The 26,224-nt window shown below is 60.6% G+C and carries 32 protein-coding genes and 2 tRNA genes; 19 read left to right on the top strand and 15 right to left on the bottom strand.

Annotated features, from left to right (window positions below; translation table 11 throughout):
• Window positions 1-20 precede the first annotated feature (20 nt).
• Both AVTE2539_RS16700 and AVTE2539_RS16705 read right to left on the bottom strand, forming a co-directional pair.
• Window positions 21-401, bottom strand: coding sequence for a hypothetical protein (locus tag AVTE2539_RS16700; protein WP_284412245.1), 381 nt, complete (start codon window positions 399-401; stop codon window positions 21-23).
• A gap of 157 nt (window positions 402-558) precedes the next feature.
• A complete protein-coding gene (locus AVTE2539_RS16705) occupies window positions 559-1,251 on the bottom strand; it encodes a Bax inhibitor-1/YccA family protein (RefSeq protein WP_284412247.1) in 693 nt (230 codons plus the stop codon).
• A gap of 217 nt (window positions 1,252-1,468) precedes the next feature.
• Between AVTE2539_RS16705 and AVTE2539_RS16710 the strand changes: the two genes are divergently transcribed.
• Window positions 1,469-1,876: a GlcG/HbpS family heme-binding protein gene (locus AVTE2539_RS16710; RefSeq protein WP_272552295.1), complete on the top strand. Its 408-nt coding sequence runs from the start codon at window positions 1,469-1,471 to the stop codon at window positions 1,874-1,876.
• A 210-nt stretch (window positions 1,877-2,086) separates the two neighbouring features.
• On the opposite strand, the gene hemP is transcribed toward AVTE2539_RS16710, so the two are convergent.
• From hemP to yedA, 8 genes are all read right to left on the bottom strand, one after another.
• Window positions 2,087-2,305, bottom strand: coding sequence for a hemin uptake protein HemP (gene hemP, locus AVTE2539_RS16715; RefSeq protein ID WP_092745014.1), 219 nt, complete (start codon window positions 2,303-2,305; stop codon window positions 2,087-2,089).
• Window positions 2,306-2,395: 90 nt separating this feature from the next.
• Window positions 2,396-2,803, bottom strand: a complete 408-nt coding sequence (locus AVTE2539_RS16720) for an ExbD/TolR family protein (RefSeq protein WP_272563844.1) — start codon at window positions 2,801-2,803, stop codon at window positions 2,396-2,398.
• A gap of 5 nt (window positions 2,804-2,808) precedes the next feature.
• The gene (locus tag AVTE2539_RS16725; protein WP_092745016.1) at window positions 2,809-3,525 is read right to left on the bottom strand and encodes a MotA/TolQ/ExbB proton channel family protein; all 717 of its coding nucleotides are present in this window, start codon (window positions 3,523-3,525) and stop codon (window positions 2,809-2,811) included.
• A 15-nt stretch (window positions 3,526-3,540) separates the two neighbouring features.
• On the bottom strand, window positions 3,541-4,242 hold the full coding sequence (locus AVTE2539_RS16730) for an energy transducer TonB (RefSeq protein ID WP_272563843.1): 702 nt from the start codon (window positions 4,240-4,242) through the stop codon (window positions 3,541-3,543).
• Window positions 4,243-4,339: 97 nt separating this feature from the next.
• Window positions 4,340-4,612 carry a (2Fe-2S)-binding protein gene (locus tag AVTE2539_RS16735; protein ID WP_272552300.1) on the bottom strand — a complete coding sequence of 91 codons (273 nt, stop codon included), beginning with the start codon at window positions 4,610-4,612 and terminating at the stop codon, window positions 4,340-4,342.
• A 38-nt stretch (window positions 4,613-4,650) separates the two neighbouring features.
• Complete coding sequence (locus AVTE2539_RS16740) at window positions 4,651-4,791, bottom strand: hypothetical protein (RefSeq protein WP_284412249.1); 141 nt, start codon at window positions 4,789-4,791, stop codon at window positions 4,651-4,653.
• A 34-nt stretch (window positions 4,792-4,825) separates the two neighbouring features.
• A complete protein-coding gene (locus AVTE2539_RS16745) occupies window positions 4,826-5,134 on the bottom strand; it encodes an SWIB/MDM2 domain-containing protein (RefSeq protein ID WP_272552302.1) in 309 nt (102 codons plus the stop codon).
• Window positions 5,135-5,356: 222 nt separating this feature from the next.
• The gene (gene yedA / locus AVTE2539_RS16750) at window positions 5,357-6,322 is read right to left on the bottom strand and encodes a drug/metabolite exporter YedA (RefSeq protein WP_502868933.1); all 966 of its coding nucleotides are present in this window, start codon (window positions 6,320-6,322) and stop codon (window positions 5,357-5,359) included.
• A 51-nt stretch (window positions 6,323-6,373) separates the two neighbouring features.
• Between yedA and AVTE2539_RS16755 the strand changes: the two genes are divergently transcribed.
• The gene (locus tag AVTE2539_RS16755) at window positions 6,374-6,865 is read left to right on the top strand and encodes an Lrp/AsnC family transcriptional regulator (protein WP_272563841.1); all 492 of its coding nucleotides are present in this window, start codon (window positions 6,374-6,376) and stop codon (window positions 6,863-6,865) included.
• A gap of 21 nt (window positions 6,866-6,886) precedes the next feature.
• Here AVTE2539_RS16755 and AVTE2539_RS16760 read toward each other — a convergent pair whose 3' ends face one another.
• Window positions 6,887-7,867: a DMT family transporter gene (locus AVTE2539_RS16760; protein ID WP_284412252.1), complete on the bottom strand. Its 981-nt coding sequence runs from the start codon at window positions 7,865-7,867 to the stop codon at window positions 6,887-6,889.
• A gap of 49 nt (window positions 7,868-7,916) precedes the next feature.
• On the opposite strand from AVTE2539_RS16760, the gene AVTE2539_RS16765 reads away from it, so the two are divergent.
• The 15 genes from AVTE2539_RS16765 (at window position 7,917) to AVTE2539_RS16835 (ending at window position 21,817) form a co-directional block, all read left to right on the top strand.
• Window positions 7,917-8,345 (top strand): gamma-glutamylcyclotransferase family protein, encoded by a 429-nt coding sequence (locus tag AVTE2539_RS16765; RefSeq protein ID WP_284412254.1) that lies wholly within the window; start codon window positions 7,917-7,919, stop codon window positions 8,343-8,345.
• A 248-nt stretch (window positions 8,346-8,593) separates the two neighbouring features.
• Window positions 8,594-9,913, top strand: coding sequence for an isocitrate lyase (aceA, locus tag AVTE2539_RS16770; RefSeq protein ID WP_272563838.1), 1,320 nt, complete (start codon window positions 8,594-8,596; stop codon window positions 9,911-9,913).
• Between the two features lie 270 nt (window positions 9,914-10,183).
• Window positions 10,184-12,103: a threonine--tRNA ligase gene (gene thrS, locus AVTE2539_RS16775; RefSeq protein WP_272563837.1), complete on the top strand. Its 1,920-nt coding sequence runs from the start codon at window positions 10,184-10,186 to the stop codon at window positions 12,101-12,103.
• 80 nt (window positions 12,104-12,183) lie between these two features.
• On the top strand, window positions 12,184-12,780 hold the full coding sequence (gene infC / locus AVTE2539_RS16780) for a translation initiation factor IF-3 (protein ID WP_284400508.1): 597 nt from the start codon (window positions 12,184-12,186) through the stop codon (window positions 12,778-12,780).
• Between the two features lie 188 nt (window positions 12,781-12,968).
• Window positions 12,969-13,172: a 50S ribosomal protein L35 gene (rpmI, locus tag AVTE2539_RS16785; protein ID WP_092745026.1), complete on the top strand. Its 204-nt coding sequence runs from the start codon at window positions 12,969-12,971 to the stop codon at window positions 13,170-13,172.
• Window positions 13,173-13,196: 24 nt separating this feature from the next.
• The gene (gene rplT, locus AVTE2539_RS16790; protein ID WP_092745027.1) at window positions 13,197-13,559 is read left to right on the top strand and encodes a 50S ribosomal protein L20; all 363 of its coding nucleotides are present in this window, start codon (window positions 13,197-13,199) and stop codon (window positions 13,557-13,559) included.
• 111 nt (window positions 13,560-13,670) lie between these two features.
• Entirely contained in the window at window positions 13,671-14,723 is a 1,053-nt protein-coding gene (gene pheS, locus AVTE2539_RS16795; RefSeq protein WP_284412256.1) for a phenylalanine--tRNA ligase subunit alpha, read from the top strand.
• 74 nt (window positions 14,724-14,797) lie between these two features.
• Window positions 14,798-17,239, top strand: a complete 2,442-nt coding sequence (gene pheT / locus AVTE2539_RS16800; protein ID WP_284412258.1) for a phenylalanine--tRNA ligase subunit beta — start codon at window positions 14,798-14,800, stop codon at window positions 17,237-17,239.
• Entirely contained in the window at window positions 17,239-17,595 is a 357-nt protein-coding gene (locus AVTE2539_RS16805; RefSeq protein WP_284400474.1) for an integration host factor subunit alpha, read from the top strand. Before pheT ends, AVTE2539_RS16805 begins: the two co-directional genes overlap by 1 nt.
• A gap of 98 nt (window positions 17,596-17,693) precedes the next feature.
• Window positions 17,694-18,113: a MerR family transcriptional regulator gene (locus AVTE2539_RS16810; RefSeq protein ID WP_284412260.1), complete on the top strand. Its 420-nt coding sequence runs from the start codon at window positions 17,694-17,696 to the stop codon at window positions 18,111-18,113.
• Window positions 18,114-18,142: 29 nt separating this feature from the next.
• A tRNA-Pro gene (locus tag AVTE2539_RS16815) sits at window positions 18,143-18,219 on the top strand.
• A gap of 343 nt (window positions 18,220-18,562) precedes the next feature.
• Complete coding sequence (locus AVTE2539_RS16820) at window positions 18,563-19,735, top strand: sedoheptulose 7-phosphate cyclase (protein WP_284412262.1); 1,173 nt, start codon at window positions 18,563-18,565, stop codon at window positions 19,733-19,735.
• Window positions 19,722-20,156 carry a GlcG/HbpS family heme-binding protein gene (locus tag AVTE2539_RS16825; RefSeq protein ID WP_284412264.1) on the top strand — a complete coding sequence of 145 codons (435 nt, stop codon included), beginning with the start codon at window positions 19,722-19,724 and terminating at the stop codon, window positions 20,154-20,156. The genes AVTE2539_RS16820 and AVTE2539_RS16825 overlap by 14 nt, the downstream gene beginning before the upstream one ends.
• Window positions 20,153-20,908 carry an SDR family NAD(P)-dependent oxidoreductase gene (locus AVTE2539_RS16830; protein ID WP_284412267.1) on the top strand — a complete coding sequence of 252 codons (756 nt, stop codon included), beginning with the start codon at window positions 20,153-20,155 and terminating at the stop codon, window positions 20,906-20,908. Before AVTE2539_RS16825 ends, AVTE2539_RS16830 begins: the two co-directional genes overlap by 4 nt.
• 9 nt (window positions 20,909-20,917) lie before the next feature.
• Entirely contained in the window at window positions 20,918-21,817 is a 900-nt protein-coding gene (locus AVTE2539_RS16835; protein WP_284412269.1) for a DMT family transporter, read from the top strand.
• On the opposite strand, the gene AVTE2539_RS16840 is transcribed toward AVTE2539_RS16835, so the two are convergent.
• Window positions 21,814-22,635 (bottom strand): LysR substrate-binding domain-containing protein, encoded by an 822-nt coding sequence (locus tag AVTE2539_RS16840; protein WP_284412271.1) that lies wholly within the window; start codon window positions 22,633-22,635, stop codon window positions 21,814-21,816. The two genes, AVTE2539_RS16835 and AVTE2539_RS16840, sit on opposite strands and share 4 nt — an antisense overlap.
• On the opposite strand from AVTE2539_RS16840, the gene AVTE2539_RS16845 reads away from it, so the two are divergent.
• Window positions 22,619-23,602 carry an ROK family protein gene (locus tag AVTE2539_RS16845; protein ID WP_284412273.1) on the top strand — a complete coding sequence of 328 codons (984 nt, stop codon included), beginning with the start codon at window positions 22,619-22,621 and terminating at the stop codon, window positions 23,600-23,602. The two genes, AVTE2539_RS16840 and AVTE2539_RS16845, sit on opposite strands and share 17 nt — an antisense overlap.
• A gap of 1 nt (window position 23,603) precedes the next feature.
• A complete protein-coding gene (locus AVTE2539_RS16850) occupies window positions 23,604-24,521 on the top strand; it encodes a carbohydrate kinase family protein (protein WP_284412275.1) in 918 nt (305 codons plus the stop codon).
• A 94-nt stretch (window positions 24,522-24,615) separates the two neighbouring features.
• On the opposite strand, the gene AVTE2539_RS16855 is transcribed toward AVTE2539_RS16850, so the two are convergent.
• The 3 genes from AVTE2539_RS16855 to AVTE2539_RS16865 form a co-directional block, all read right to left on the bottom strand.
• Window positions 24,616-24,705, bottom strand: a tRNA-Ser gene (locus AVTE2539_RS16855).
• A 60-nt stretch (window positions 24,706-24,765) separates the two neighbouring features.
• The gene (locus AVTE2539_RS16860) at window positions 24,766-25,686 is read right to left on the bottom strand and encodes an SPFH domain-containing protein (RefSeq protein ID WP_272563823.1); all 921 of its coding nucleotides are present in this window, start codon (window positions 25,684-25,686) and stop codon (window positions 24,766-24,768) included.
• 81 nt (window positions 25,687-25,767) lie between these two features.
• Complete coding sequence (locus tag AVTE2539_RS16865; RefSeq protein ID WP_284400507.1) at window positions 25,768-26,193, bottom strand: NfeD family protein; 426 nt, start codon at window positions 26,191-26,193, stop codon at window positions 25,768-25,770.
• Window positions 26,194-26,224: the final 31 nt, after the last annotated feature.

The following is a 26,224-nucleotide window of genomic DNA, read 5'->3' on the forward strand; positions in this document are numbered from 1 at the left end:
CTGGCTGACCAGTGTGGCGGTCAGCTGCGGTTGCGGGAGGCGGCGCCGGACTCGCCGGACTCCCCGGCTTCACTGCCGCGGCTGGCGCGATCGGGCTTGGCCTCCAGCTTGCCCAGCACCGAGGGCGAGCCCTCGAGCTTGTTGTCACGCATGTATTGATCCATGTCTTTCCAGCCGGCAAAGACCGAGGCCTTGGCGGCCTTGGGGTTCAGCGTGAAGCAATCCTCCAGGCCGCGTAGCGCATGCCGGCAGGCGCCGCCGATCGCCTTGGCTTCGGCCTCCTTCTGAACCACTCGGGGATCGGGTCCCAGGCCCGGAATCTCGCAGCCGGACAAAAGCACCAATGCCAGGGATGCAGCGGCGTAGCGCGGACGGAGGAGGGGGGCTGGAAGATAAGCCATGTGATTTGGATTATCGGCACGGCGCCTGGAGGATTGAGGGCGAGGCCCTGCTTTTACGTGGAATATTCCCGAACGCATTGATGCAACACCCCTTGCACCATGGAAAAAGGCCTCTTGCGAGGCCTTTTTTGCGTCAACGTTCAATCAGAGCAGCGCATCAATCGCGCTCGCCACCCGCGATGCCCAGCAGGGCCAGCAGGCTTTGGAACACGTTGAAGATGTCCAGGTACAGGGCCAGCGTGGCACTGATGTAGTTGGTCTCGCCACCGTCCAGGATCTGCTTGAGGTCATACAGCATGTAGGCGCTGAAGATGCCGATGGCGGCGACCGAGATCGCCATCATGCCGGCCGAAGAGCCAACGAACACGTTGATGATGGCGCCGACCATGAGCACCATCGCACCCACGAACAGCCATTTACCCATGCCTGACAGATCGCGCTTGATCACGCTGGCCAGGGTGGCCATCACGAAGAACACGCCTGCCGTGCCGGCAAAGGCGGTCATGATCAGGTCGGTACCGTTCTTGAAGCCCAGCACCATGCCGATCAGGCGAGACAGCATCAGACCCATGAAGAACGTGAAGGCCAGCAGCACGGGAACGCCCGCAGCAGAGTGCTTGGTCTTCTCGATCGCATACATGAAGGCGAAAGCGCCGCCCAGGAACACGATCAGCCCGACGCCGCCACGCAGCGACTGGGTGATGCCGGTTGCGACGCCGACCCACGCGCCCAGCACCGTCGGCAGCATGCTCAGCGCAAGCAGCCAATAGGTATTGCGCAGCACTTTCTGCCGCTGCTCCTGCGAGATCCCATATCCCGCTGAGCCCAGGGTGGTGACTTGGTCGTTCATCTTCTATCTCTCCTTTGAGGCCTGCACAGCGCAGACGTACAAATTCTAGGTGGTGCCGATCCCGGTGCTTTCAAATACCCTCTCTCGATCCCGTACTTTAAGGATGCAGTCTTTTGCCTTGGGCCCGCAGAGCGCCGCCATGGGGAGCCGGTATGCTCGTGGACTTCGTTGGGCCATCGGCCCTGCCTTCCCTGATTTGAACTGGACTGCTACCGCCATGAAAACCAAACCCGAACTCGAAGCCGCCGACGTCAAGAAGATCGCTGCGGCGGCCGAGGCCGAAGCCCTCAAGAACCAATGGGCGGTCACGATTGCCATCGTGGACGATGGTGGGCATCTGCTGTCCCTTCAGCGCCTGGATGGGGCCGCTCCGGTGTCATCCCACATCGCTCCCGGGAAGGCCCGCACGGCCGCGCTGGGGCGCCGTGAAAGCAAGGTCTACGAAGACATCGTCAACGGGGGCCGTACCGCGTTCCTGAGCGCTCCATTCATCGACGGCCTGCTGGAAGGCGGCGTGCCCATCATGAAGGACGGTCAGTGCCTGGGCGCAGTGGGAGTGAGCGGCGTGAAATCGACGGAAGACGCGCAGATCGCCAAGGCGGGAATCGCCGCATTGGGCCTTTGAATCGCCGGTGGTCGGGATGCCGAGCCAATGCCGTGTCGGGCATTACGCGCGGCAGACGCTGGATCCGCATGGCACATGAAAAAACCGGCCTGCAGGGCCGGTTTTGTTTTGGGTGGGGTGAAAAAAAGCCTGGCTACGCGGGCAACCCGTTGGCTGGCAAATACGACCCTTCAGGCACTGAGGTGCCCTGGAGTCGCCCCACGATGAAACCTATTTGGTCAGAATCAGTTTGCCCAGTTTGGTGGCCTGCAGGCGGTAGACCGAACCGTTGTGGCAGATGGCCACGGTCTTCTGGCCTTTGAGCAGTTCCCGGCTATCGACAGCGGGTGCGGAGCTTGCCAGGTGCGCGGCGCCGGACGGCTCGCGCTCCTGAAAGACGGCGGAGCCAAAAAAAGACGAAGAAGGCAGGGCGTTGAGACTGGCGTGCATGAGAAATCCTCTGTGCTTTGCGATTGAGTTAATGATAACCATTCTCAATTGTTCGTCAAGTGAAGCGCCTACCTATCTTGTAAATATTTATCACTGAGGCTCGGTCACGAACCCGATCTTGCGCACGCCGGCCCGTTGGGCGGCAGACATGGCCTGGGCCACGCGCTCATAGCGGACTTCCTTGTCGCCACGGATGTGCAGATCGGGTTGCGGATCCTTCACTGCTTCGGCCTTGAGACGCGGTTCGAGCTCGTCGTCGCCGATCGTCAGTTCATTCCAGTGGTATTTGCCATCGGCGGTGACACTGAGGCGGATGGTTTCGGGCTTGACGTCTTCGCGCTGATTGGAGGCACGTGGCAAGTCCACCGGCACGGCGTGCTTCATCACCGGCACCGTGATGATGAAGATGATGAGCAGCACCAGCATGACGTCCACCAGCGGCGTCATGTTGATTTCGTTCATCACCTCGTCGGAGTCGTCCTGGGTTCCGAAAGACATGGTTTTCAGCCCTTCTTGATCGGCAGCACCTTGGCTTGTTCGCCAGGGGCGCTGACGCGTGCGCCCGTCACGAAGTAGGCGTGCAGGTCATGCGCGAAGCTGTTCAGGTTGTTCAGGATGGACTTGTTGCCCCGCACCAGCGCGTTGTAGCCCAGCACGGCAGGAATCGCCACGGCCAAGCCGAGGGCCGTCATGATCAGTGCCTCGCCGATCGGGCCGGCCACCTTGTCGATGGTCGATTGGCCCGAAGTGCCGATCGCCACCAGCGCGTGGTAGATGCCCCAGACGGTGCCGAACAGGCCGATGAACGGGGCGGTCGAGCCGACCGAGGCCAGCACGGCCAGGCCCGATTGCACGCGGGCCGTGAACTCGTCGATGCAGTTGCGCAAGCTGCGCGTGACCCAGTCGCTCACATCCAGGCTGTCATGCAGATGCGCCTTGGTATTGCGGTGGTGTGCCGTGGCTTCGCGCCCTTCCAGGGCCAGATGGCGGAAGGGGTTGGCAGGGTCGTCGCCGAGCTTGCTCAGGCCGGCGGCGAAGTCTTCGCTGTGCCAGAAATCACGTGCGCCACGCGCATGTTTCTTGAAGCGGAAGATGTCCATTGCCTTGATCAGGATGACGATCCAGGAGGCCAGAGACATGCCGAGCAGCAGCACGGCAACAGCGCGGGTGACAAAGTCACCCTGGATCCAAACGTTGGCAATGCCGAAATGCGATTCCATGAAAACTCCTGAAAATTATTCGAGAACAAAATTGACGGGGACCAGGTTCCACATGGTCTCGGGCTCGCCGTTGCGTTTGCCCGGCACGAAGCGCCAGCGCATCACGGCGTCCTGGGCCTGGCGGTCCAGCCGGTCGAAGCCGCTGGACTTGTTGATTTCCACCTTCTGCGGAAGCCCGTCCGTGCCGATGAGCACGCGCAGAACGACCTTGCCTTGCTCGCCCAGCCGCTTGCTGATGGCCGGGTAGGTCGGCCTGGGATTGTTCAGGTAAGCCGCATCGCTGGAAGGCAATTCGATCTTGGGAGGCGCCGGCGGCGCTGGAGGAGCGGGCGGCGGCGCAGGGGGCGCCATCGGTGCTGCGATGGGCGGTGCAGGCGGTTGGGGTTCTGTGATCCCGGTGGGCGCATTGGGCGCGGGCGTGCGGTCGGGAATGGCCACCGGCATGGGCGCCGGACGGGGGGCGGGCGCTTTGGGGGCCGGTTTCGGCGGAGGCGGTGGCGCTGGCTTGGGGGGCGGTGGAACGGGCGGGGCAGGGGGCGCTGGCGGCGTGATGAACTCGCTCAGCACTTCGGCAGGCACGATGACCTCTGCGGCCTTGCGCAGCAGGCCCGACTGCAGTGCCCACAATCCGGCCACATGCAACAGCACGACGGAACCTGCGATCACGGCGTTGCGGCTCACACCCCGTGAGGAGCCATATCGATCAAATTGGGACATAAAAATGATAGCTGCCAACGCCCACAGGACAAGCGCCAGAGGCCTAGAAGGCCAAGTTACTTACGGAAGATCCACCACACGGAGCCGATGACGAGAATCAGGCTGCCTGCGAGGGTTGAGAGCAGTTCCATGCTTTGCTTTCCAAGATGGAGTTGGCAAGCTGGATCGTCTGCGAGGCGATCTCTTTGTGCAGCGCGGCGACCGGATGCGAAACGCTGCATTGGGCCACGACATCCCGTGCGCAGCTTTCGCAACGGCCGCATTGGGTGGCCACGCCCAGCTCGAACTGGATCTCGTCGAAACTCATGCCAGCATGTGCATGGCGTGCAATTTCGCGGTCAGAAACCCGGCGGCAGACACAAACGATCATGGTGCAGGCAGTGTTGGCTGGCTGTTGACAATGGGGCATTATAAATGCGAATTCATCGCATTTGCAATCCTTTGGTTTCTTGCTTGTTCAAAAGCAGTGGATTGACACACCAGCAGCACATGGGTTCCCGGTGGCCCAGGCGAAAAAAAGCCGGCAGTGGTGCCGGCTTCGTTTTTCATTCGCCGCCTGCTGAACGTGCAGACGATGGAAGGCTTACTTTACGTGCTTGCCGATCAGGCCAGCCATTTCGAACATGGAAACCTGGGGCTTGCCGAACACTTCCTTGAGCTTGGCGTCGGCATTGATCATGCGCTTGTTGCTGGCGTCTTGCAGGTCGTTGGCCTTGATGTAGACCCACAGCTTGCTGATGATCTCGGTACGGGGCAAGGGCGTGGAGCCCACGACGGCAGCCAGGGCAGGGCTGGGCGTAAGGGCTTTCATGAAAGCGGCGTTCGGGGTGCGCTTCTTCGCGGGGGCTGCGGCCTTGGCTTCGGAGGCCGGCGCTTTCTTTGCAGTTGCCATGTTGGGTTTTCCTTGTTGGAAGTGAAATATCGTCACCAGCGAAAACCTGCTTCTCCACTGGCCCGCAGATGCTACTGGGAAAAAAACGCGTTTCCAAGCGAGGCATGGCTTTTTTTGCCTCCATTTGTTGCTTGGGTACCGCGCAAGCGCCACGGTGCTGGCGCCCGTCATGGCCACTGCGGTGGGATGCGCATGCTCTCCGGTGGCGCATCGGCCGCGATCTCATCGCGATCGACGCGAGACGAAAATGGCCACGACCGCGGACAGGATCAATGCGCAGGCGACCCATTCGCCGGCGGTCAGATGCTCGCCAGCGATGGCGCTTCCGAGCAGCAAGGCGATGAGCGGGTTGACGAAGGCATAACTCGATGCCAGTGCCGGCGTTGCATGGCGCAACAGATAAAGGTAGGCGCTGAATCCCACCAGCGAGCCCAGCGTCACTAGGTAGAGCCATGCCAGCACGGCTTCGGGTCGCGGCGGCCACGCAGGCTGCTCGCCCAGCGCCAGGGACACGGCCATCAGCACGGCGCCTCCGCACAGCATCTCGCTGGCGAAGCCACTGGCTCCGTCGGCCAGTGGGAAGCGCGTGGTGGACAGCACAGATCCAAGAGACCACGACAAGGTCGCCGCGAGGATGCAGACCATGCTGATAGGGGATGCAGAAAAGCTGGCGCCTTGCATCAGTACCAAAACACCCAGGGCGCCCAGCAGCATGCCCATCGTCTCGCCGCGTGTCGGCCGCCTTCCCCATAAGAGCCCCCATGCGGCGATCATCATCGGCACTACGGCCACGCAAGCCGCGATGAGGCCGGAGCCGACGTGCACGCTGGCGGTGGCCGTCAGCCCCATCCCGCCGCCCAACATCAGCGCACCGACGATGAGCGCATGGAGCCATTGCCGCTTCGTCGGGAACTTCGGTGGGTTGCCGCTTTGGGGCTTGCGCCATGCCACCCATGCCATCAGCAGTGCACCTGCAGCGAGAAAGCGGGTTCCCATCTGGAAGAACGGTGGAAAGCTTTTGAGAGCCACCTGGATGGCGAGATAGGTCGAGCCCCAGATGAGATAGCAGGCCAAAAGGGCCAGGAGCAGCACCGTGGGGAGGCCGCGTGCAGCGGGGCTGGCGGGGGACGTGGAAAGTGAAGTCATGCCGTAAATGTTATGCAGGCAGAGCGTGCTCTTCCATGGCATTTGCAAGGCTGAAGCTATGAATCGCCTTTGTTTCAATGGTTAAATAATGCCATGACCGAAGTTTCTCAATTGGATGCCCATGACGGCAGAATTTTGGCCGAATTGCAGCAGGATGCGCGCATTTCTATGGCAGAACTGGGCCGGCGGGTGCACCTCAGTCAGCCCGCGGTGACCGAGCGGGTTCGCAAACTGGAAGCTTCGGGCGTGATCCGGGGCTATGGCGTTCGTCTGGATTACGCCCGCCTGGGCTATGGCATTCGCGCCATCATCCGCGTGGGCCGGGCGGAATATGCCCGGGTGGTTCGACTGATCGAAGAAACGCCCGAGGTCTTGAATGCCTACAACGTCACGGGGGAAGACAGCTGGGTCCTGGAAATCGCAGTGATCGATGTCAGCCATCTGGATGCCGTGGTGACGGGGTTCTGCCTGCTGGCGGAAACCTCCACGTGCATCGTGCTCAACGCCCCTCGCGAGCATGCGCAGGTGTTGCCGGCGCGGCGCGATAGCATCAAGCCCCCCATCCGCAAAGTGACGGGGCGTTAGCCCCTGGAGCAGAAGGCGGAATCAATGCCGATGCGATTGCGAGTGCATCGCTTCGGCATCCGCCTCTTGGGGCTGGCGGCGCGCACCGTTTTTTTCGGGAAGCGTGGCCAGGACGACGCTGGCGATCGCAATTCCAAATGCGAGCAGTTGAACCGCGGCAAGGCGCTCTCCGAGCACCAGTACCCCCACCAACGCCGCGCTGATGGGCAACATCACGGTAAAGACGCCGCCTTGTGCGGCAGGCACCGCCTTGAGCCCCGTCATCCACAGCCACACGGTCCACATGCTCGCGGCCAGTGCGTAAAAGACGAGCAACGTCCAAAGACCGGGTGTGAGGCTGGCAAAGTCAAAATGCCATGCTGCGTACAGTCCCATGGGGGTGGCCAGTGCGAATCCCCACAGGTTGATCAACGAAGTGATTCGGCGCGGCCCCAGCGTGCCCGTCAGTTTCTTGCCGATGACCGAATAGGCCGCCTCGCACAGAACGGCGCCCAGCAAGAGCAATTGCCCAAGCCAAACCAGATTAGGAGCATTTTCGCCCTCATGCCGTGAATTTAATTGGGTGTGATGCTCTGAATTTGATAGCGAAAAGAGCGCGATGCCGACGACGGCGCACCCGACCGCGATCCAGGTCCGTGCAGAAACCTTTTCCTTCAGGAAGAACCAGCTCATGACTGCCACTGCGGCAGGTATTCCGGCCATCGTCACCCCTGCCGATACGGCGCTGGTGAGACTCACACCCGAGATCATGCAAAGGGTGAAGAGGAAGTTGCCGAGAAAAGACTCGAGAAACAGCAGGCGCCGCACCTGCGGTGTCATGGGGCCTTCATCCGCCGGTTTTTTGAGCCAGTGGAGCATTCCCAATCCCCCAATGCCGAACCGCATCCAGGCCAGCAGGAAGACCGGCAGCGCGGCCGCCAGTGGCTTGGACAAGGCGACATAGCTGCCCACGAGCGACATGCTCAATGCAAGGCAGAGATAGGCGATGGGGCGGCTTGGCATGTTCGCGTGTTGGCTAGACTTTGCGGGTAGTACCCTGGAGCGCGCCATCATGCCCGACGAAACCCTTCATCCTTTTTCACGCTACGTTTTTGTCTATGGCACCTTGCGCCGTGGCGGCAGCAATGACATCACCCGCTTGACGCCCCGCGCGGCCTTTCTGGGGGAGGCCACCGTCTGCGGAACGCTTTATGACCTCGGTGCCTATCCCGGCATTGCGCTGCATTTGGTGGACGTAGCGGAGCAGGGCGATTTTTCGGTGCACGGCGAGGTCTATGCGATTTCGCCCGAGCTGGAGATCCGGCTGGACGAAATCGAGGGGCTGCTGCCTGAGCCCAATGGTGAGTACGAGAAGCGGGAGATCTCAGTGTCCGTGGGGGGGCAGCAGCTGCAATGCCTGGTGTATGAAATCAATTCCGAATACTTGCAGAACGCAACCCGGATCGTGCATGGCGACTGGATGAGCGGTCGCCGCCCCTAATTTTTGCATCGCAGAATTTGCTTTTCATATTGCAAAATTAAATCATGCTGCGCTGCGGAAAAATTTCTTGATATGAGAAATTAAATTTCACAATAAGAAATTATCTGAGTAACTTATTGATTTAAAACAATAAATTTTATCTCTTATATAAGACATAAGAGATTGATCAAGTCTTGTACAAGACTTAAAGTGATCTCCAAGGGCGGCCTCTTGCAGCCCGGCTCATCAACCAACCCACGGAGTGACTTATGCCGCAATCCTTCAATGAACAGCTCAGCCGCGAACAGCAAATTGCCGCCCTCGAAAAAGACTGGGCACAGAACCCACGTTGGAAGGGCATCAAGCGCGGTTACAGCGCTGCGGATGTCGTGCGTCTTCGGGGCTCCTTCCAGGTGGAATACACGCTGGCACGGCGTGGCGCCGAAAAACTGTGGGGGTTGGTCAACAACGAGCCTTATGTGAACTGCCTGGGCGCACTCACGGGAGGCCAGGCCATGCAGCAAGTCAAGGCCGGCATCAAGGCCATTTATCTGTCGGGCTGGCAGGTTGCGGCAGACAACAACGAATATGCGGCGATGTACCCCGACCAGTCGCTGTATCCCGTCGATTCGGTGCCGAAAGTGGTGGAGCGAATCAACAACGCTTTTACCCGCGCCGATGAAATTCAATGGTCCAAAGGGGCCAATCCTGGCGACGCCGGTTTTGTCGACTACTACGCGCCCATCGTGGCCGACGCGGAGGCAGGCTTCGGTGGCGTGCTGAACGCCTACGAATTGATGAAGGCCATGATCCGCGCGGGGGCCGGCGGTGTGCATTTCGAAGATCAGTTGGCGTCTGTGAAGAAGTGTGGCCACATGGGCGGCAAGGTGCTGGTTCCCACCCAGGAGGCGGTGCAGAAGTTGATCGCTGCACGCATGGCTGCAGACGTCTACGGCGTGCCGACCCTGGTGATCGCGAGGACCGATGCGGAGGCCGCCGACCTGATCACCAGCGATTACGACGCCAATGACAAGCCGTTCCTGACGGGTGAGCGCACGGCCGAAGGTTTCTACAAGACCAAGAAGGGCTTGGACCAAGCCATCAGCCGCGCCGTTGCGTATGCGGATTACGCGGATCTGGTGTGGTGCGAGACAGGCACGCCGGACCTGGAGTTCGCGAAGAAGTTTGCGGATGCCGTGCATGCCAAGCACCCCGGCAAGCTGCTGGCGTACAACTGCTCGCCATCATTCAACTGGAAGAAGAACCTCGACGATGCCACCATCGCAAAGTTCCAGCGCGAGTTGGGCGCCATGGGCTACAAGTACCAGTTCATCACGCTGGCCGGCATCCACAGCATGTGGTTCAACATGTTCGACTTGGCGCAGGATTATGTGAAGCGCGGCATGTCGGCCTATGTCGAGAAGGTGCAAGAGCCTGAATTTGCAGCGCGAGATCGGGGCTACACCTTCGTCTCGCACCAGCAAGAAGTGGGCACCGGTTATTTCGACGATGTGACCACGGTGATCCAGGGCGGTAAATCCAGCGTGACGGCACTTACGGGTTCGACCGAAGAAGAGCAGTTCCACTGACCTTGCGTTGTCGATGGGCCTGGGGCTTCAAGGCCCCAGGCTTTTTCCATTGGGGGCGGGTTAGAATCCCGCGACCATCACATCAGCACAAGAGCGAGAAAGGCACATCTGGTTATGACACCGCGAACTACAACGGAGATGTTGACCGGCCTTTAAGGCTGCCTGTTCGCGCCTGCACAGATTTGCACTCTTCTTCCAAAAGCGCGGACTTCGTTCCGCGCTTTTTGCTTTGTGGCACCGCGCGCCACCCCCCTCGACAAGGATTCTTCAATGATTCAGATCACGCTCCCCGACAATTCCCAACGCGAATATCCTGGCCCGGTGACGGTGGCAGAGGTGGCCCAGTCCATCGGTCCAGGGCTGGCCAAGATGACGGTGGCAGGCAAAGTGGATGGGCGCCTGGTGGATGCCAGCGATGTGATCGACCACGATGCCCGCCTGCAAATCATCACGCCGCGCGATGAGGAAGGCGTGGAGATCATCCGCCACTCCTGCGCTCACTTGGTCGGCCACGCCGTGAAGCAACTTTATCCGACGGCCCGGATGGTCATCGGCCCCGTCATCGACGAAGGCTTTTACTACGACATCGCCTATGAGCGGCCTTTCACGCCCGACGACATCGCTGCCATCGAGCAGCGCATGAAGGAGCTGATTGCGCAGGACTACGACGTGATCAAGAAGATGACCCCGCGGGACGAGGTGATCGAGGTGTTCAAGGCGCGTGGGGAAGACTACAAGCTGCGCCTTGTGGAGGACATGCCCGAAGAGAAAGCAATGGGCCTGTACTACCACCAAGAGTACGTGGATATGTGCCGTGGCCCCCACGTACCCAACACGCGATTCCTGAAAGTCTTCAAGCTGACCCGGGTGTCCGGTGCGTACTGGCGTGGCGATGCCAAGAACGAGCAATTGCAACGCGTCTACGGTACCGCGTGGGCCGACAAGAAAGACTTGGACGCGTACGTCAAGCGCATCGAGGAGGCCGAAAAGCGCGATCACCGTCGTCTCGGCAGAGAGCTGGACCTGTTCCACATCGACGAGCACTCGCCCGGTACCGTTTTCTGGCACCCCAAAGGGTGGACGATCTGGCAGGGCGTCGAACAGTACATGCGTCAGGTGTATCGCGACAACGGCTACCAAGAGGTGAAAGGCCCGCAAATCCTGGACAAGCACCTGTGGGAAAAAACGGGGCACTGGGACAAGTACCGCGAGAACATGTTCACGACGGAGAGCGAAAAGCACGACTACGCGCTCAAGCCGATGAACTGCCCCGGGCACATCCTGATCTTCAACCAAGGCGTGAAGAGCTATCGCGATCTGCCTTTGCGCTTCGGCGAGTTCGGTCAGTGCCATCGCAATGAGCCGACGGGTGGCCTGCATGGAATCATGCGGGTGCGCGCGTTCACCCAGGATGACGGACACATCTTCTGCACCGAAGAGCAGATCCAGCAGGAGTGCATCAACTTCACGACGCTGCTGCAAAAGGTCTATAAAGACTTCGGCTTCACCGACATCATCTACAAAGTCGCCACCCGGCCCGAAAAGCGCATCGGCTCTGAAGAAAGCTGGGACAAGGCAGAGAATGCATTGATTGAAAGTCTGAAAGCCTCTGGCTGCGACTACCAAATCGCCGTCGGCGACGGCGCTTTTTACGGCCCCAAGCTGGAATACACGCTGCGTGATGCCATTGGCCGTCACTGGCAATGCGGCACCATTCAAGTCGATCCTTCCATGCCTGAGCGGCTGGGTGCCGAGTACGTTGGGGAAGATGGTGCCCGCCATCGCCCCATTGTTCTTCACCGTGCCATCGTTGGCAGCCTCGAGCGTTTCATCGGAATTCTGATCGAACAGCACGCAGGCGCGTTGCCGGTCTGGTTGGCGCCAGTGCAGGTGGCGGTGCTGAACATCACGGGTGCACAGGACGATTACTGTCGTGAAATCGCCGCAAAGCTTCAAAAAGCACTGCCGAATCAAGACCTTAGGGTGGCGCTTGACCTGCGTAACGAAAAGATTACGTATAAAATACGAGAGCATTCGTTGCAAAAGCTGCCTTACATCATCGTCGCCGGTGAGAAGGAAAAGGCAGCAGGAGCTGTCGCAGTGCGCGCCCGGGGCAATCGAGACCTCGGTGTGATGTCCCTCGAAGCGTTCGTAGCGCTGATCGCCCAGGACATCGCTTCTAAAGCTTGATTTGATGTCAAACTTGGCTTTAGCCCGCGTGAGCTGTGCGGTACTCGCTACGTTATTCGTAGCATTTTGATTGAAGGAAAATAGCCATCGCTACTGAATTTCGTGATCGTCGCCAGCGCGAAGAGCGCAAGCACCGCCTGAACCGTGAAATCATGGCCCCTGAGGTTCGCCTCTCCGGCCCTGAGAACGAGCCGCTCGGGGTCGTGAGCCTCATGGAAGCCCTCCGCATGGCGGGCGAGCTGGATGTGGACTTGGTGGAGATTGCCGCCACGGCCAACCCTCCCGTGTGTCGCCTGATGGACTATGGCAAGTTCAAGTATCAGGAGCAAAAACGCGCGGCAGAGGCCAAGGCCAAGCAGACGGTCATCGAGATCAAGGAAATCAAATTCCGTCCCGGTACGGATGATGGTGACTACAACATCAAGATGCGCAACATTCGCCGCTTCCTGGCGGAGGGTGACAAATGCAAGATCACCTTGCGCTTTCGCGGTCGGGAAATCACCCATCAGGAATTGGGCTTGGCCTTGCTCAATCGCATTCGCGATGATTTGGGCGACACCATCCTGATCGAGCAGTTTCCCAAGCTCGAAGGTCGGCAAATGATCATGATGATCGCGCCCGGCAAGAAGAAGCCCGCTGGCAAACCTGCAGCGGAAGGCGCCACCACCGCTGCTTGATGTGGCCGGTGAGCTAAGTGTTTAAGTGAATTGACCGGGCCAGCCTCAAGGCTGGCTCGGGCATAGGGGCCGTGAAAGCGGCACCGAACGGCAGGCCAAGGCCTTGCCGTCAAAAAGTGACTCGGGGCCAACAAGGTTGCGGATCGGTTCGCAAACGCCTCGCGAGCACAAACAAAAGGAGCATTCACATGCCCAAAATGAAGACCAAGAGCAGCGCGAAAAAGCGTTTCCGCGTTCGTCCCGGTGGCACCGTCAAGCGCGGTCAAGCCTTCAAGCGTCACATCTTGACGAAGAAGACCACCAAGAATAAGCGCCATCTGCGTGGTGCAGTTTCTGTGCATGAGACCAATATGGGCTCCATTGCGCAAATGCTGCCTGGTGCTGGCCTTTAACAACGACGAACAAGGAGTACTCACATGCCTCGCGTCAAACGTGGTGTAACGGCCCGTGCCCGTCACAAGAAAGTTCTGGCCCTTGCTAAGGGTTTCCGTGGTCGCCGCGGTAATGTTTTCCGTATCGCCAAACAGGCGGTAATGAAGGCTGGGCAGTATGCCTACCGTGACCGCCGCACCAAGAAGCGCGTGTTCCGCCAACTGTGGATCGCCCGTATCAACGCCGCTTCGCGCGAATTGGGCCTGACCTACAGCCAATTCACGAACGGCCTGAAGAAGGCTGCCATTGAGATCGACCGCAAGATGCTGGCCGACCTCGCGGTGCACGACAAGGCTGCTTTCGGCAGCATCGTGGAGCAAGTCAAGGCCAAGCTGGCTGCTGCTTGAGTTCACGACTGGTAGCTATCTTATTGATAGCTGCTTGCGCAATAAACGCAAGGGCTAGGGCTTGAAAAGGCACTAGCCCTTGTTCATTTCCAAGAGACGATGAGAGCTGGTATGAACGAGTTGGACTCCCTGGTCGAAAGCGCGCGGAACCTGTTCGCGCAAGCCGTCACCCCTGCCGATCTGGAAAATGCCAAGGCGCAGTTCCTGGGCAAGTCGGGGCGAGTGACCGAGCTCATGAAGGGCATGGCCCAGCTGTCCGTTGAGGAAAAGAAATCCCGCGGTGCCGCCATCAATGTCGCCAAGCAGGCCATTGAAGCATCCCTGAACGCAAGCCGAAAAGCGTTGGCGGATGCCGAGCTGGAAGCACAACTGCAGGCGGAATCGTTGGATGTCACCTTGCCTGGACGCCAACGGGGGCAAGGTGGATTGCATCCCGTGTCCTTGACCCTGGAGCGCATCGAGGGCATTTTCGGCTCGATGGGTTTTGACGTGGCCGAGGGGCCCGAGATTGAATCCGACTGGTTCAATTTCACGGCGTTGAATACGCCTGAAGACCACCCGGCGCGCTCCATGCACGACACGTTCTATGTCGAGGGCGGCACGGCCACCGCTCCGAACCTGTTGCGCACGCATACCAGCCCCATGCAGATCCGCCATGCCGTTCAGCATGTCAAAAAACACCGCGCTTTGATCGACTTGGGCCAGGCCATGCCGGAGATCCGCGTCATTGCCCCGGGCCGTACGTACCGCGTGGACAGCGATGCCACGCACTCACCCATGTTCCATCAGTGCGAAGGCCTGTGGATCGGCGAGAACGTGAGCTTCAAGGATCTGAAGGTCGTCTTCACCGACTTCTGCCGTACTTTCTTTGAAAGCGATGATTTGGTCTTGCGCTTTCGGCCCAGCTTTTTCCCTTTCACCGAGCCCAGTGCCGAAATAGACATCCAGTTCCAGACGGGCCCTTTGGCCGGACGCTGGCTCGAAGTGGCGGGCTCCGGGCAGGTGCATCCGAACGTCGTGCGGAACATGGGCCTCGATCCAGAAAAATACATCGGCTTTGCGTTCGGCATGGGTCCTGACCGGCTGACGATGCTGCGCTATGGGGTCAATGATTTGCGCCTCTTCTTTGATGGCGACATTCGTTTTCTTTCGCAGTTCCAGTAAACCGCACGCTGCGTTCCATACAGGCGGCCCACCTAACGAGGGCTGCTGCGCTTAAGAATCACTGAAGACTGAATATGCAATTTCCAGAATCCTGGCTGCGCGAGTTCTGCAATCCTCCACTTTCGACCACAGAATTGGCCGAGACACTGACCATGGCAGGGCTCGAAGTGGAAGAGCTGCAGCCTGTGGCGCCTCCTTTCACGAAGATCGTGGTGGGAGAAATCAAGGAGGCGGTGCAGCATCCAAATGCTGATCGCCTGCGCGTTTGCCAGGTCGATACGGGGCAGGGTGCTTTGCTCAACATCGTGTGTGGTGCGCCCAATGCACGCGTCGGTATCAAAGTGCCTTGCGCGCTTGTCGGTGCGGAGTTGCCTCCCGGGGAGGATGGCAAACCGTTCTTGATCAAGGTGGGCAAGCTTCGCGGTGTGGAAAGCCAGGGCATGCTGTGCTCCGCCAGGGAGTTGAAGCTCTCGGAAGACCATGGAGGCCTTTTGGAATTGGCGGCCGATGCTCCGCTCGGGCAGGACATTCGGACGCATCTGAACCTGGACGACACGCTGTTCACCCTCAAGCTCACGCCCAATCTGGCACATGCCTTGAGCGTTTACGGCATCGCGCGTGAAGTCTCTGCCCTGACTGGAGCGCCGCTGAAGCCGCTGCAGTTTTCGGCGGTACCGGTGGGTCATGGCGACGTTTTGCCAGTCAAGATCAGCGCCTCGGATCTGTGTGGGCGATTCTCGGGACGTATCGTTCGCAACATCAACACGCAGGCTGCGACGCCGCAGTGGATGCTAGATCGGCTTGCACGTTGCGGGCAGCGAAGCGTTTCCCCGCTGGTCGATATTTCCAACTATGTGATGTTCGAGCTGGGTCGCCCCTCGCACATTTTCGATCTGGACAAAATTCACGGCCCCCTGGATGTGCGTTGGGCGCGTGCGGGCGAAGAGCTCAAATTGCTGAATGGCAACACCGTCGCCCTCGACGAAAAGGTGGGCGTCATTGCGGATGCAAGCCAGGTCGAATCGCTGGCGGGCATCATGGGGGGCGATGCGACGGCCGTGTCGAACGACACCCGCCATATCTACATCGAAGCGGCTTTCTGGTGGCCCAAGGCCGTGGCTGGCCGCTCGCGCCGCTATAACTTCTCGACCGATGCCGGACATCGTTTCGAACGTGGCGTGGATCCGAGCCAGACGGTGGAACACATTGAGCGCATCACGCAGTTGGTGATCGACATCTGCGGCACGCCTGAAACCGTTTGCGGTCCGATAGACGACCAGTGTCCGAACCTACCTGAAGCCAAGCCCGTCACGCTCCGCGTTGCCAGAGCCGTCAAGGTGATCGGCATGCCATTGACGCAAGAGCAGTGTGCCGATGCGCTGAAGCGCCTGGGACTGCCAGTGACCTCTGGCGAGGGCACATTGACGGTGCTGCCGCCTGCTTATCGGTTCGATCTCGCGATCGAGGAAGATCTCATCGAAGAAGTGGCTCGCATGGTGGGCTATCAGCAATTGCCTACCACGCCGCCGTTGGCGCCCATTACGCCCAAGCTGCGTGCCGAAGAGCGTCGGGGGCCTTTTGCCGTGCGTCGTGCACTGGCGGGACTTGGATACCAGGAAACCATCAACTTCAGCTTCGTGGAGGAGCATTGGGAGCACGAGCTGGCGGGCAATCCACAGCCCATCCGTTTGTTGAACCCCATTGCCAGCCAGATGAGCGTGATGCGCTCGTCGCTGTTGGGCTCCTTGCTGCAGGTCTTGAAGTTCAACCTGGATCGCAAGGCGTCGCGCGTGCGGGTTTTCGAGTTGGGCCGGGTCTTTCTGCGCGATGCGTCCGTTGCGGGGTCTGATACCACGGTAGAAGGTTTTCATCAGCCCATGCGCGTGGCTGGTCTCGCGTACGGCGCAGCCGACCTTCTTCAGTGGGGCCGCAGAGAGCAGGGCGTGGATTTCTTCGATGCCAAAGGCGATGTCGAGGCGCTGCTTGCTCCCCTGAAGCCCGTTTTCGAGCCTGCAACGCACCCGGCCATGCACCCTGGCCGGTGTGCCCGCGTGCTGTTGGATGGCCAGGCCATTGGGTTCATCGGGGAGTTGCACCCTCGGTGGCGCCAGTCCTGGGAGCTTCCCCAAGCCCCAGTCATGTTCGAACTGGAACTCGATACGGTCATGCAGCGGCAGGTCCCTCGTTTTCATGCAGTGGCCAAGCACCAGGCTGTGGAGCGGGATCTGGCCGTGGTGGTTGCCGAGCGGATCACGCACGCCGATGTGATGGCAGCCATTCAGGCTGCCGTGCCTCCTACACGGCTTCGCGCGGCGGTGCTGTTTGATGTTTTCAGGCCCAAGCCTTTGCGTGATGGCGAAGCCGCTGTTGGTGGTCTTGCCAGCGGTGAAAAGAGCTTGGCCGTGCGCCTGACGCTGGGGGCTGATGGCGCCACGCTGACGGATGCTGAAATCGAAGCGACGATTCAGTCGGTGGTCGAACAACTGTCGAGCCGTACCGGTGCGAGGTTGCGGTGATGACGATGCTGAACGGGAGCGCTGACGTGATGGAATTTGCGGTAGAAAGCCTGGAAACCCCTGCGTTGACGAAGGCGCAGCTGGCGGACCTTCTGTTCGATCACATTGGTCTGAATAAACGCGAATCGAAAGACATGATCGATGCTTTTTTCGATCTGATTGCGCAGCGCTTGGTGGACGGTCAAGACGTGAAGCTTTCGGGCTTCGGTAACTTTCAGATCCGTACCAAAGCCCCGAGGCCGGGGCGAAATCCCCGCACGGGCGAGGCGATTCCGATTCAGGCCCGCCGTGTCGTGACTTTCCATGCCAGCAGCAAGCTCAAGGAGCAGATCCAGAACGCGGGCGCTGCTAGCTGAAGCGCTGTCTCTTTCCCGCCTGCCACTGAACGGAAGTGGCTGGCGCCTTTGTTCCGGCTGCAGTACGCTGCTTGTTTATTCGCTAGAAACCGCGTCCCATGGGCACACCGCTTCCTCCCATCCCGGCCAAACGGTATTTCACCATTGGAGAGGTGGCCGCGCTCTGTGGCGTCAAACCGCACGTACTGCGCTATTGGGAGCAGGAGTTCACGCAGCTTCGGCCCATGAAGCGCAGGGGAAACCGCCGCTACTACCAGCACCACGAGGTGCTCATGATCCGTCGCATCCGGGATCTGCTGTACGAGCAAGGCTTCACGATCAGCGGCGCGCGCAATCGCCTTCAGGAGGTCGACTCCCTGCCGCCGGAGATGGACGCCAACGCCTCTTTCGCTTTGCAGGCAGTACATGGGACCGACCTGTCGAGCCCGACAACAGCGTTGCCCTCGATTGCCCTCATGGATGCTCAGGTCCTGCGGCGGGAATTATTTGAAATTCGTGCGCTGCTTTCCTTGAACTGAGTTTTTTGTGCATATAATCTAAGTCTTGTCGGCGTGTAGCGCAGCCTGGTAGCGCACTTGCATGGGGTGCAAGGGGTCGCGAGTTCGAATCCCGCCACGCCGACCATTTATAAAAAAATCAACGGGCTATCGCCAAAAGCGATAGCCCGTTTTTTCTTTGTCTTGTCGCATTCTCTTGCCCTCTGGTCTTTGCGGTTCCCACAGTGCAGGGTCGACTTCTCCATTGTTCCCTGCACCGGCTTGATCGTTGCTCGGCCAGTGGCATCAAGGCGATCTACGACTCCGTGCTTGCCAAGGGCGCTCCAAGATAAGCCTGGACCCGGCTTTGAGCCGCTTGCCTGCGCTTACGAGGGATTCATCAACCAAGCCGTAGAAAGCTCGCGAAACGTTCAGCAATGCCGGCATCGCTTCGCAATACGCTTGGCCCCCTATAAAAAGGGAGGGCATGGATGAACGATCGGGTGATATGGCCGGCAAGCATGGGAGCGCTGACCCGTTTTGAGGCACATGGCTGGAGGGTGCATGCGACCCAGGAGGTTTCATATGAAGTGCGCCAGATCGATGGCATCTTCAGTCTCGACTCCCCCGAATTGATCGCCTGCGGCAGGGCCCAGCCTTGTTTGCGCCAAGCCATCGTGATCGATGCACGCGTGGACCAGCTCTACGGCGAAGAAATGCGTGCGTACTATGCCCACCATGGGGTCGAGGTTTCCATCTTGAGCCTTTCCGTTTCGGAAGAAACAAAAGACCTGGATGCGGCGATGACGATCGCTCGCCACCTCGAATCGGCAGGGGTGTTGCGCCGTTCGGAGCCGGTGGTGGCCATCGGAGGTGGCGTGTTGCTCGACCTCGTCGGTTTCGCGGCGGGGCTCTATCGGCGGGGGATTCCTTACGTCAAGGTTCCCACCAACGCCATGGCGTTGTGGGATGCCGCGGTGGGCATCAAGACGGCCGTGAATGCGCTGGATCGTCGCAACCGCCTGGGCTCCTACCACGCGCCCACCGTTGCCCTGCTGGATCGCAGCTTCTTGTCGACGGTGGAGTCCCGCGAACTCTCCAACGGGATGGGAGAGTTGCTCAAACTCGCGGTGATCAAGAGCCCTCGGTTGTTCGACCTGCTGGAGCGGCACTCCGAGATGCTGCTGCTGACCCGCTTCCAGGACGGGATCGTCGCTCCGGAGGTCATCGGTCTGGCGGTGGAGGGCATGCTGGAAGAGTTGGCCCCCAACCTGTGGGAGCTCACGCTGGACCGATGCGTCGATTTCGGACACTCGTTTGCTCCGCTGGTCGAGATGAAGGCGCTGCCCGAATTGCTGCATGGCGAGGCAGTCGCTTTGGATGTGCTGTTTTCTTGCCGCCTGGCGCGTGCAAGAGGGCTCCTTGCAGACCAGGATGTGCGTCGGGTCGTGCGTGTCATGAAATCCATGCAATTGCCTTTGCGGCATCGCTTTTTCGAGCAGCCCGGCCTGCTGCAGGAGGCGCTGGCCGACACGATGCGTCATCGCGATGGCCGGCAGCGACTGCCACTGCCCGACGGGATCGGCGCATGCCGCTTTGTGAATGATGTGGACGCCGATGCCATCCGCATTGCTGCCGAGGAGATGGCGCATGCAGATGCCTGAAACCGGTCTTTCGCGGCTGAGCGCCAGCCAGGCGCAGCAATTGGTGCAAAGCGCGCTGATCACAGGCCTGGACGAAGGCCTGGCCGTTTCGGCGGCGGCGGTGGACAGTTCCGGACACCTTCTGGCGTTTGCCCGTGCGGACGATGCCTTTCTGGGATCGATCGATGCGTCGATTGCGAAGGCGCGGACAGCGGTTTATTTCCGCAGGGACACCGCCGCAATGCAGCAGGCGCTGGAACAGGGCAAGACCGCCTATCTTGCCCTGACCGACGTCCTGCCCCTGGAAGGCGGCGTTCCGCTGCTGGTAGGAGGAACCTTGGTGGGCGGACTCGGAATCAGCGGTGCCGCCTCTGCGCAGGATGGGGTGCTGGCCCGGGCCATCGCATCGTTGCTGAACTCGTTGTCAGGTCGGACCCCATGAACGCTTTCAAGGACAGGGTGGTGCTGGTCACTGGCGGAGGGACGGGCATCGGGAGGGCGACGGCGCTTGCTTTCGCCAAGCAAGGCGCCCACGTGGCCATCGCCGGCCGCACGGTGTCTTCCTGCGCTGAGACTGCCAAGATGATTCTGGACGCCGGCGGCATCGGCTTCGCTGTGGCCTGCGATGTCGGCAGCGAGAACGACGTGATGAACCTGATGGACGATGTCGAGCGCCGCCTTGGCGTGGTGGACATCGCATTCCTCAATGCGGGCGTTGGAACAGCCTCTGCCGTCGTTGACCAAGACATCGACGCGTTTGAAGCGGTCATGCGCACCAATTGCACAGGGCTCATGCTGTGCATGAAACATCTGCTCAGACCGATGTACGAGCGGCGTTCGGGCTGCATCGTCAACAACCTGTCCGTGCACGCCCATCGCACGATCCTGGAAGGAACGGGCGCGTACACCGCTTCCAAGCATGCAGCGCTTGCGCTGACGAAGGCGGCCGCAGTCGAGGCGGCGCCTTATGGCGTGCGCGTGAATGCCGTGTCCCCCGGGCCGATTTCAACGGAGATGCTGGCCCGCTCCAGTGCTGTCTCCGGCGGCCTGGAGGGATGGGCCGAGCGGCTGCCCATGAAGCGCGTGGGTGAGCCGAATGACGTGGCGCAAGCCGTGCTTTGGCTCAGCTGTCCCCAGGCGTCTTTTTTGACGGGCGCGGTGGTGCCCGTGGACGGCGGTTTCCTCGCACTTTGATGCCCGAACATGACATGGATTGCTTTGGGCCTGCTGGCCGGGTTGGTGCTGGGAACCTACGACTTTTTGACCAAACTCGCCCTCAAGGAAAAAACGGTCTTGGAGGTGGTGCTGTGGTCGTCCGTTCTCGGGGCGCTGATCTGGACCCCGTTCTTTTTCCTGCCGGCCGCTTGGGCAGGCACGCTGCAACCCATGGGGTTGTATCCTGCCGCGTTGACCCGGGCCGAGCAGTTGGCCTTGCTGCCCAAATCCGCAATGATGGTCGTCACGTGGATTCTTTCGTACTACTCGGTCAAGTCCTTGCCGTTGTCGATCTCCGCGGGCGTGCGCGCTTCGGGGCCGCTCTGGACGGCGTTGGGTGCCATCGTTTTTCTGTCCGAGCAACTCAACTGGTGGCAATGGATGGGGCTCGCAGTCTCCATGGGGTCCTACTACCTGTTCTCCTTGATCGGGCAAAAAGAGGGCATCCGGTTTCAGCGCAACGGGTGGGTACTGTGCATGCTCGCGGCCACGTTGCTGTCTTCGGCCAACGCGCTTTACGACAAGCACATTCTGGCAACCCTGCAATTGGACTTGGCCGCCGTCCAGGCGTATTCGGCCATTCAGCGGGGCGGCATGGCGCTGCTGCTATTGCCCTGGGTTATCGGGGCCATGGAATGCCGAAGCCTGTTGTCCCGAAATTGGGCCGTCCCTGCGATTGCTGCCGCGTACATATTGGCCGAGTTCATTTATCTCACGGCCGTGCAGACCGAGGGCGCTCTGATCTCGGTGATATCGGTGCTTCGGCGAACCAATCTCGTCATGGTGTTCGCGTTGAGCGCCCTGTTCTTCGCCGAGCGATTCATTCGGCAAAAAATGCTGGCAATTTCAGGCGTGTTGGTCGGCATCGTGCTGACCATCGTTCATTAGCCATCTTGCACCAATGCGCGGATCCAATGGATCACCGTGCTGCCGTGGCGAGAGATCAAGGCCCGCTCCGATGCGAGCAGGAAATAAGCCTGCTCCGACGGAATGGCGATGTCGGAGACCCGCACCAGACTGCCGGTTTGAAGAAGGCCTTTTACCAGAGAGCGCCGACCCAGTGCGATCCCTTGCAGGTTGAGGGCTGCATCCAGCATGAAGCCCGTGTCGGAATAGGTCAGCGTGCGCTGCGCCGGCGAGATCTGTATGCCGGCCTTCTTCAGCCAGGGTTCCCAGGGCTGCCTGCTATGGGACAGGAACACCGCGCGTTTGAACAGGTCCTGGACACTGGGCGCATCGCAACGTTTCAGATAGGCCGGTGCAGCCACTGGAAACCACTCGTCCTCCAGCAGCGGTTCGCAATGGTGGGCCTGGGGCCGTGCTTTGGCGAACCGGATGGCAATGTCTGCCTCTCCCTGATCGACGTCCACCTTGCATGTCGTCGGCGACACCTCGATGGAGACGGCCGGATGCAGGCGCTGGAATTCGGTGAGCGCTGGAACCAGCCGAAAGCGTGCAAAAGAAGGCAACACGCTGATTCGGATCACGCTGCGCTCCTGCGTGAAGCCGGAAAAGGCCTCTTCCAGCGTGTCCAATGCGTCTTTCATCTGCTGGTGCAAATGCTCGCCTTCGGGGGTCATCGCGACCGAACGGGTCGTCCGTGTGAACAGGCTATTGCCCAGCAGTCGTTCCAGTTCACGAATCCGGTGGCTGACGGAACTGTGGGAAATATTCAGCTCGTCTGCCGCTTTGTTGAAGCTGCGCATGCGTGCCACAGCGTCGAACGCAAGAATCAAATGGATGGGGGGTATCTTTCGCATGGACGCGGATAAGGAAAATTCGAAGGAAAGATTCCATATCGGGATCGATCTGGGCGGGACGAAAATCGAAGGCATCGTACTCGACCATCAATATCGAGAATGCCGGCGAATCCGAATGGAGACCCGGGCCAGCGACGGCTATCTTCCAGTTTTGCAGCGCATTATCGAAATGCATTCCCAACTGGCTGCTGTGGTTTTGGGTGAAGAAGCGACATTGGGAATCTGCACCCCGGGATCCATTTCGAAAACCACCGGTTTGCTGAAAAATTGCAATGCAACCGAGTTGAACGGCCATCCTCTGCAGGCGGATCTGCGCCAGCGGCTGGGCCGCCCATTCGCCATGGAAAACGATGCCAACTGCTTTGCGATGGCCGAAGCCCTCCAAGGCGCAGGGAGCGGGCACGGCTGCGTGCTCGGGCTCGTGCTCGGCACAGGGGTGGGGGCGGGCATCGTGGTCGATGGGCGCGTGTGGAGCGGGCGCCATGGCATCGCCGGAGAATGGGGCCATATGTCGATCGATCCGGACGGGCCTGCCTGCTATTGCGGCCGCCAAGGATGCGTCGAGCGCTATCTGAGCGGAACTGCGCTGGAGGCCGACTACCGGCAGTTCACCGGCCGGTCTGCCGATGCAGCCCGCATCGTTGAAATGGCGCGCCATGGCGATGGCGCAGCCGTCGAATTGCTGGACCGATTTCTCAGCCAATTTGCCGGCGCGGTCGCCAACGTGGTCGCCATTCTGGACCCGGATGTGATCGTCATCGGCGGGGGGCTTGCCAGCATGGATGAGCTGTATGAAGAGGGGTCTCTTCGGCTGCAGCGCATGGTCTTCAACGATGACTTCCACACCCCCGTGCTGCGCAACAGGCTGGGCAATTCGGCGGGTGTGATCGGCGCTGCCATGGTCGGGGTTTGAAGTGCGTGTCCTGACGATTGGTGGTGCCACGCTCGACATCGTGGTTGCAGGGGTGGACGCGATGCGTGGCACCGGAGCCAAACACGATGTGGCCAGCGTGCAATGGTCCAGCGGGGGCGGCGCGGTGAATGCGGCGCTGGGATTCGCGGCCTTTCACGCACAGGTCACGGCCTGCTGCGCTGTCGGCGCGGATGTGGAAGGGCGATGGCTGCGCGACACGTTGGACCGGCAATGCATCGCGGTGGAACGCGTGCAGACCATTCCCGGATGCCCTACGGGAAAGGCCGTGATCCACCTGGACCCGCAGGGCGATGCCACCGTGTTCGCGCAGCGCGGTGCCAGTACCCGGCTGTCGTTGGCGGATGCCTCTGCAATGCTGATGCAAGCCGAGCTTGTCTATGTGTCCGCGTTGGCCGATGCCGCCACCGACGAGTTGAACCACGCGTTGGCGGGCTTGCCGTCCCGGCCTTTCCAACTGGTGATCAATCCGGGCGCACGTTCACTGCGCCAATCGCCCGACTCCTTGGAACGGTTGCTGCAAGCGGCAGACCTGATCTGCCTGAACGCGATCGAAGCGCAGTGGCTGGCCGCCCACAGAGGTGTGACCTGCACCCCGGAGATGGATGCCCACGAGGCCGTGGCGCTTGCCGCTGCATTGGCATGCCGCCAGGGGCAAGGGGTGCTGGTCACCCTCGGCGCTGGCGGTGCGGCGTTCTTCGATGGGCTGCAGGGCCACCACCACCCTGCAGAGCGCACCACCATCGTGTCCACACTGGGTGCAGGGGACGCCTATGCGTCGGCGTTTGCCTTCCACTGGTTTTCGGGACATGGGGCCCGCGCCTCGCTGGAGGCGGCCAACCGCCGTGCGGTGGAAGTGCTTGGCGTCGCGGCTGCGAATCTCGTCACCTTGGTCATGTAGGGCAACGAGGCGTCAACGCTGCGTTGCGGCACGCAATAAAAAAAGCCACCCGTGAGTGGCTTTTTTGTTCCCGACTTGGAATCAGGACTGTCTTTGGCGGAGAGGGCGGGATTCGAACCCGCGGTGGGGATTAGCCCACACACGCTTTCCAGGCGTGCGACTTAAACCGCTCATCCACCTCTCCGAAGCCCGCGATTGTAGCAGTGGTTTTGGCCTGTTTTTGGAAAAACCGTTGAAGCGCCGTTCAAGGTGCGCGTTGGGTCGTTTGAACCATCTTCATGGCGGAGCCGATCAGGGCAGACACTTCGCTCATGTTGCTGGGCACGATCAGCGTGGTGGTCGCATCCGCGGCCACCTTGCCGTACGCGTCCACGGCGCGCTCGGCCACCTTCAGCTGCACGGCCTGTTCGCCGCCCGGCTGCCGGATGGCCGCGGCGACTCGTTCGATGGCCTGGGCGGTGGCTTCGGCCACGGCCGTGATGGAGGCGGCCTCGCCCTGGGCGTTGTTGATCTGCGCCTGCTTTTCGCCCTCCGACCGTGCGATGAACGCTTCGCGCTCGCCGGTGGCGATGTTGATCTGCTCCTGGCGGCGGCCTTCCGAAGCGGCGATCAGGGCGCGCTTTTCGCGCTCGGCCGTGATCTGCGCCTGCATGGAGCGCAGGATTTCGGCCGGCGGCGTGAGATCCTTGATTTCGTAGCGCAGCACCTTCACGCCCCAATTCAACGCGGCCTCGTCGATCGCCTGGACCACCTGGGCGTTGATGATGTCGCGCTCTTCGAAGGTCTTGTCGAGTTCGAGCTTGCCGATCACGCTGCGCAGCGACGTTTGGGCCAGTTGGGTCACGGCCATGATGTAGTTGCTGGAGCCGTAGCTGGCGCGCATGGGGTCGGTCACCTGGAAGTAGAGGATGCCGTCCACCTGCAGCTGGGTGTTGTCGCGCGTGATGCAGACCTGGCTGGGCACGTCGAGCGGAATTTCCTTGAGGCTGTGTTTGTAGGCCACGCGGTCGACGAATGGCACGAGGAAGTTCAGCCCCGGCGTGAGGGTGCCGGCATATTTGCCCAGCCGCTCCTTGACCCAGGCGTTCTGTTGGGGAACCACCTTCACCGAGCGAGCGATGAAGATGCCGGCGATGACGACGATGACGAGGGCAATGATTTCCATGGGGTCCTTTGCGATGGTGAAGATTCGGGTGGGTGCGTTGCGTTGCGTTGTGGCGGTGCGTGAGGGGGCAGGGGGCCGGCCTCAGAGCTTGTCGACCAGCAGCCGGTTGCCGATGACTTCCGCAACGCGGTGCATGCCGGAGGAGGGTGCATTGCCGGGGCGCAGGACCACCGTCCATTGGGCGCCGCGGTAACGCACCTGCGCGGTGCCGTCGGAGTTCCAGATCTCCACGTTCACGGACTCGCCCACATCCATGTTCACATCGCGGTTGCTCGATGCGGGCTGGGCGCCCGGGTTCTTTTTACGGAACACATAGCAGCCCACCACGCCCGCGGAACCGACCGCGGCCGCCGCCAGCAACTGCGCCGCGACCGAGCCGCCCGCGTGGGCCGCGAGGGCGCCGGCGGCCAGGCCGATGGCCAGCATGAGCAGGTAGAACGTGCCCGTGAACAGCTCCACGGCAACGGCCCCTCCCGCCATCAGCCACCAGAGGGTGGATTGCTCTATCACTGCGCGCTCCTCGTTGTGTTTAGTGCAC

The organism is Acidovorax sp. SUPP2539 (assembly GCF_030158975.1).
Taxonomy (GTDB): Bacteria; Pseudomonadota; Gammaproteobacteria; order Burkholderiales; family Burkholderiaceae_C; genus Paracidovorax.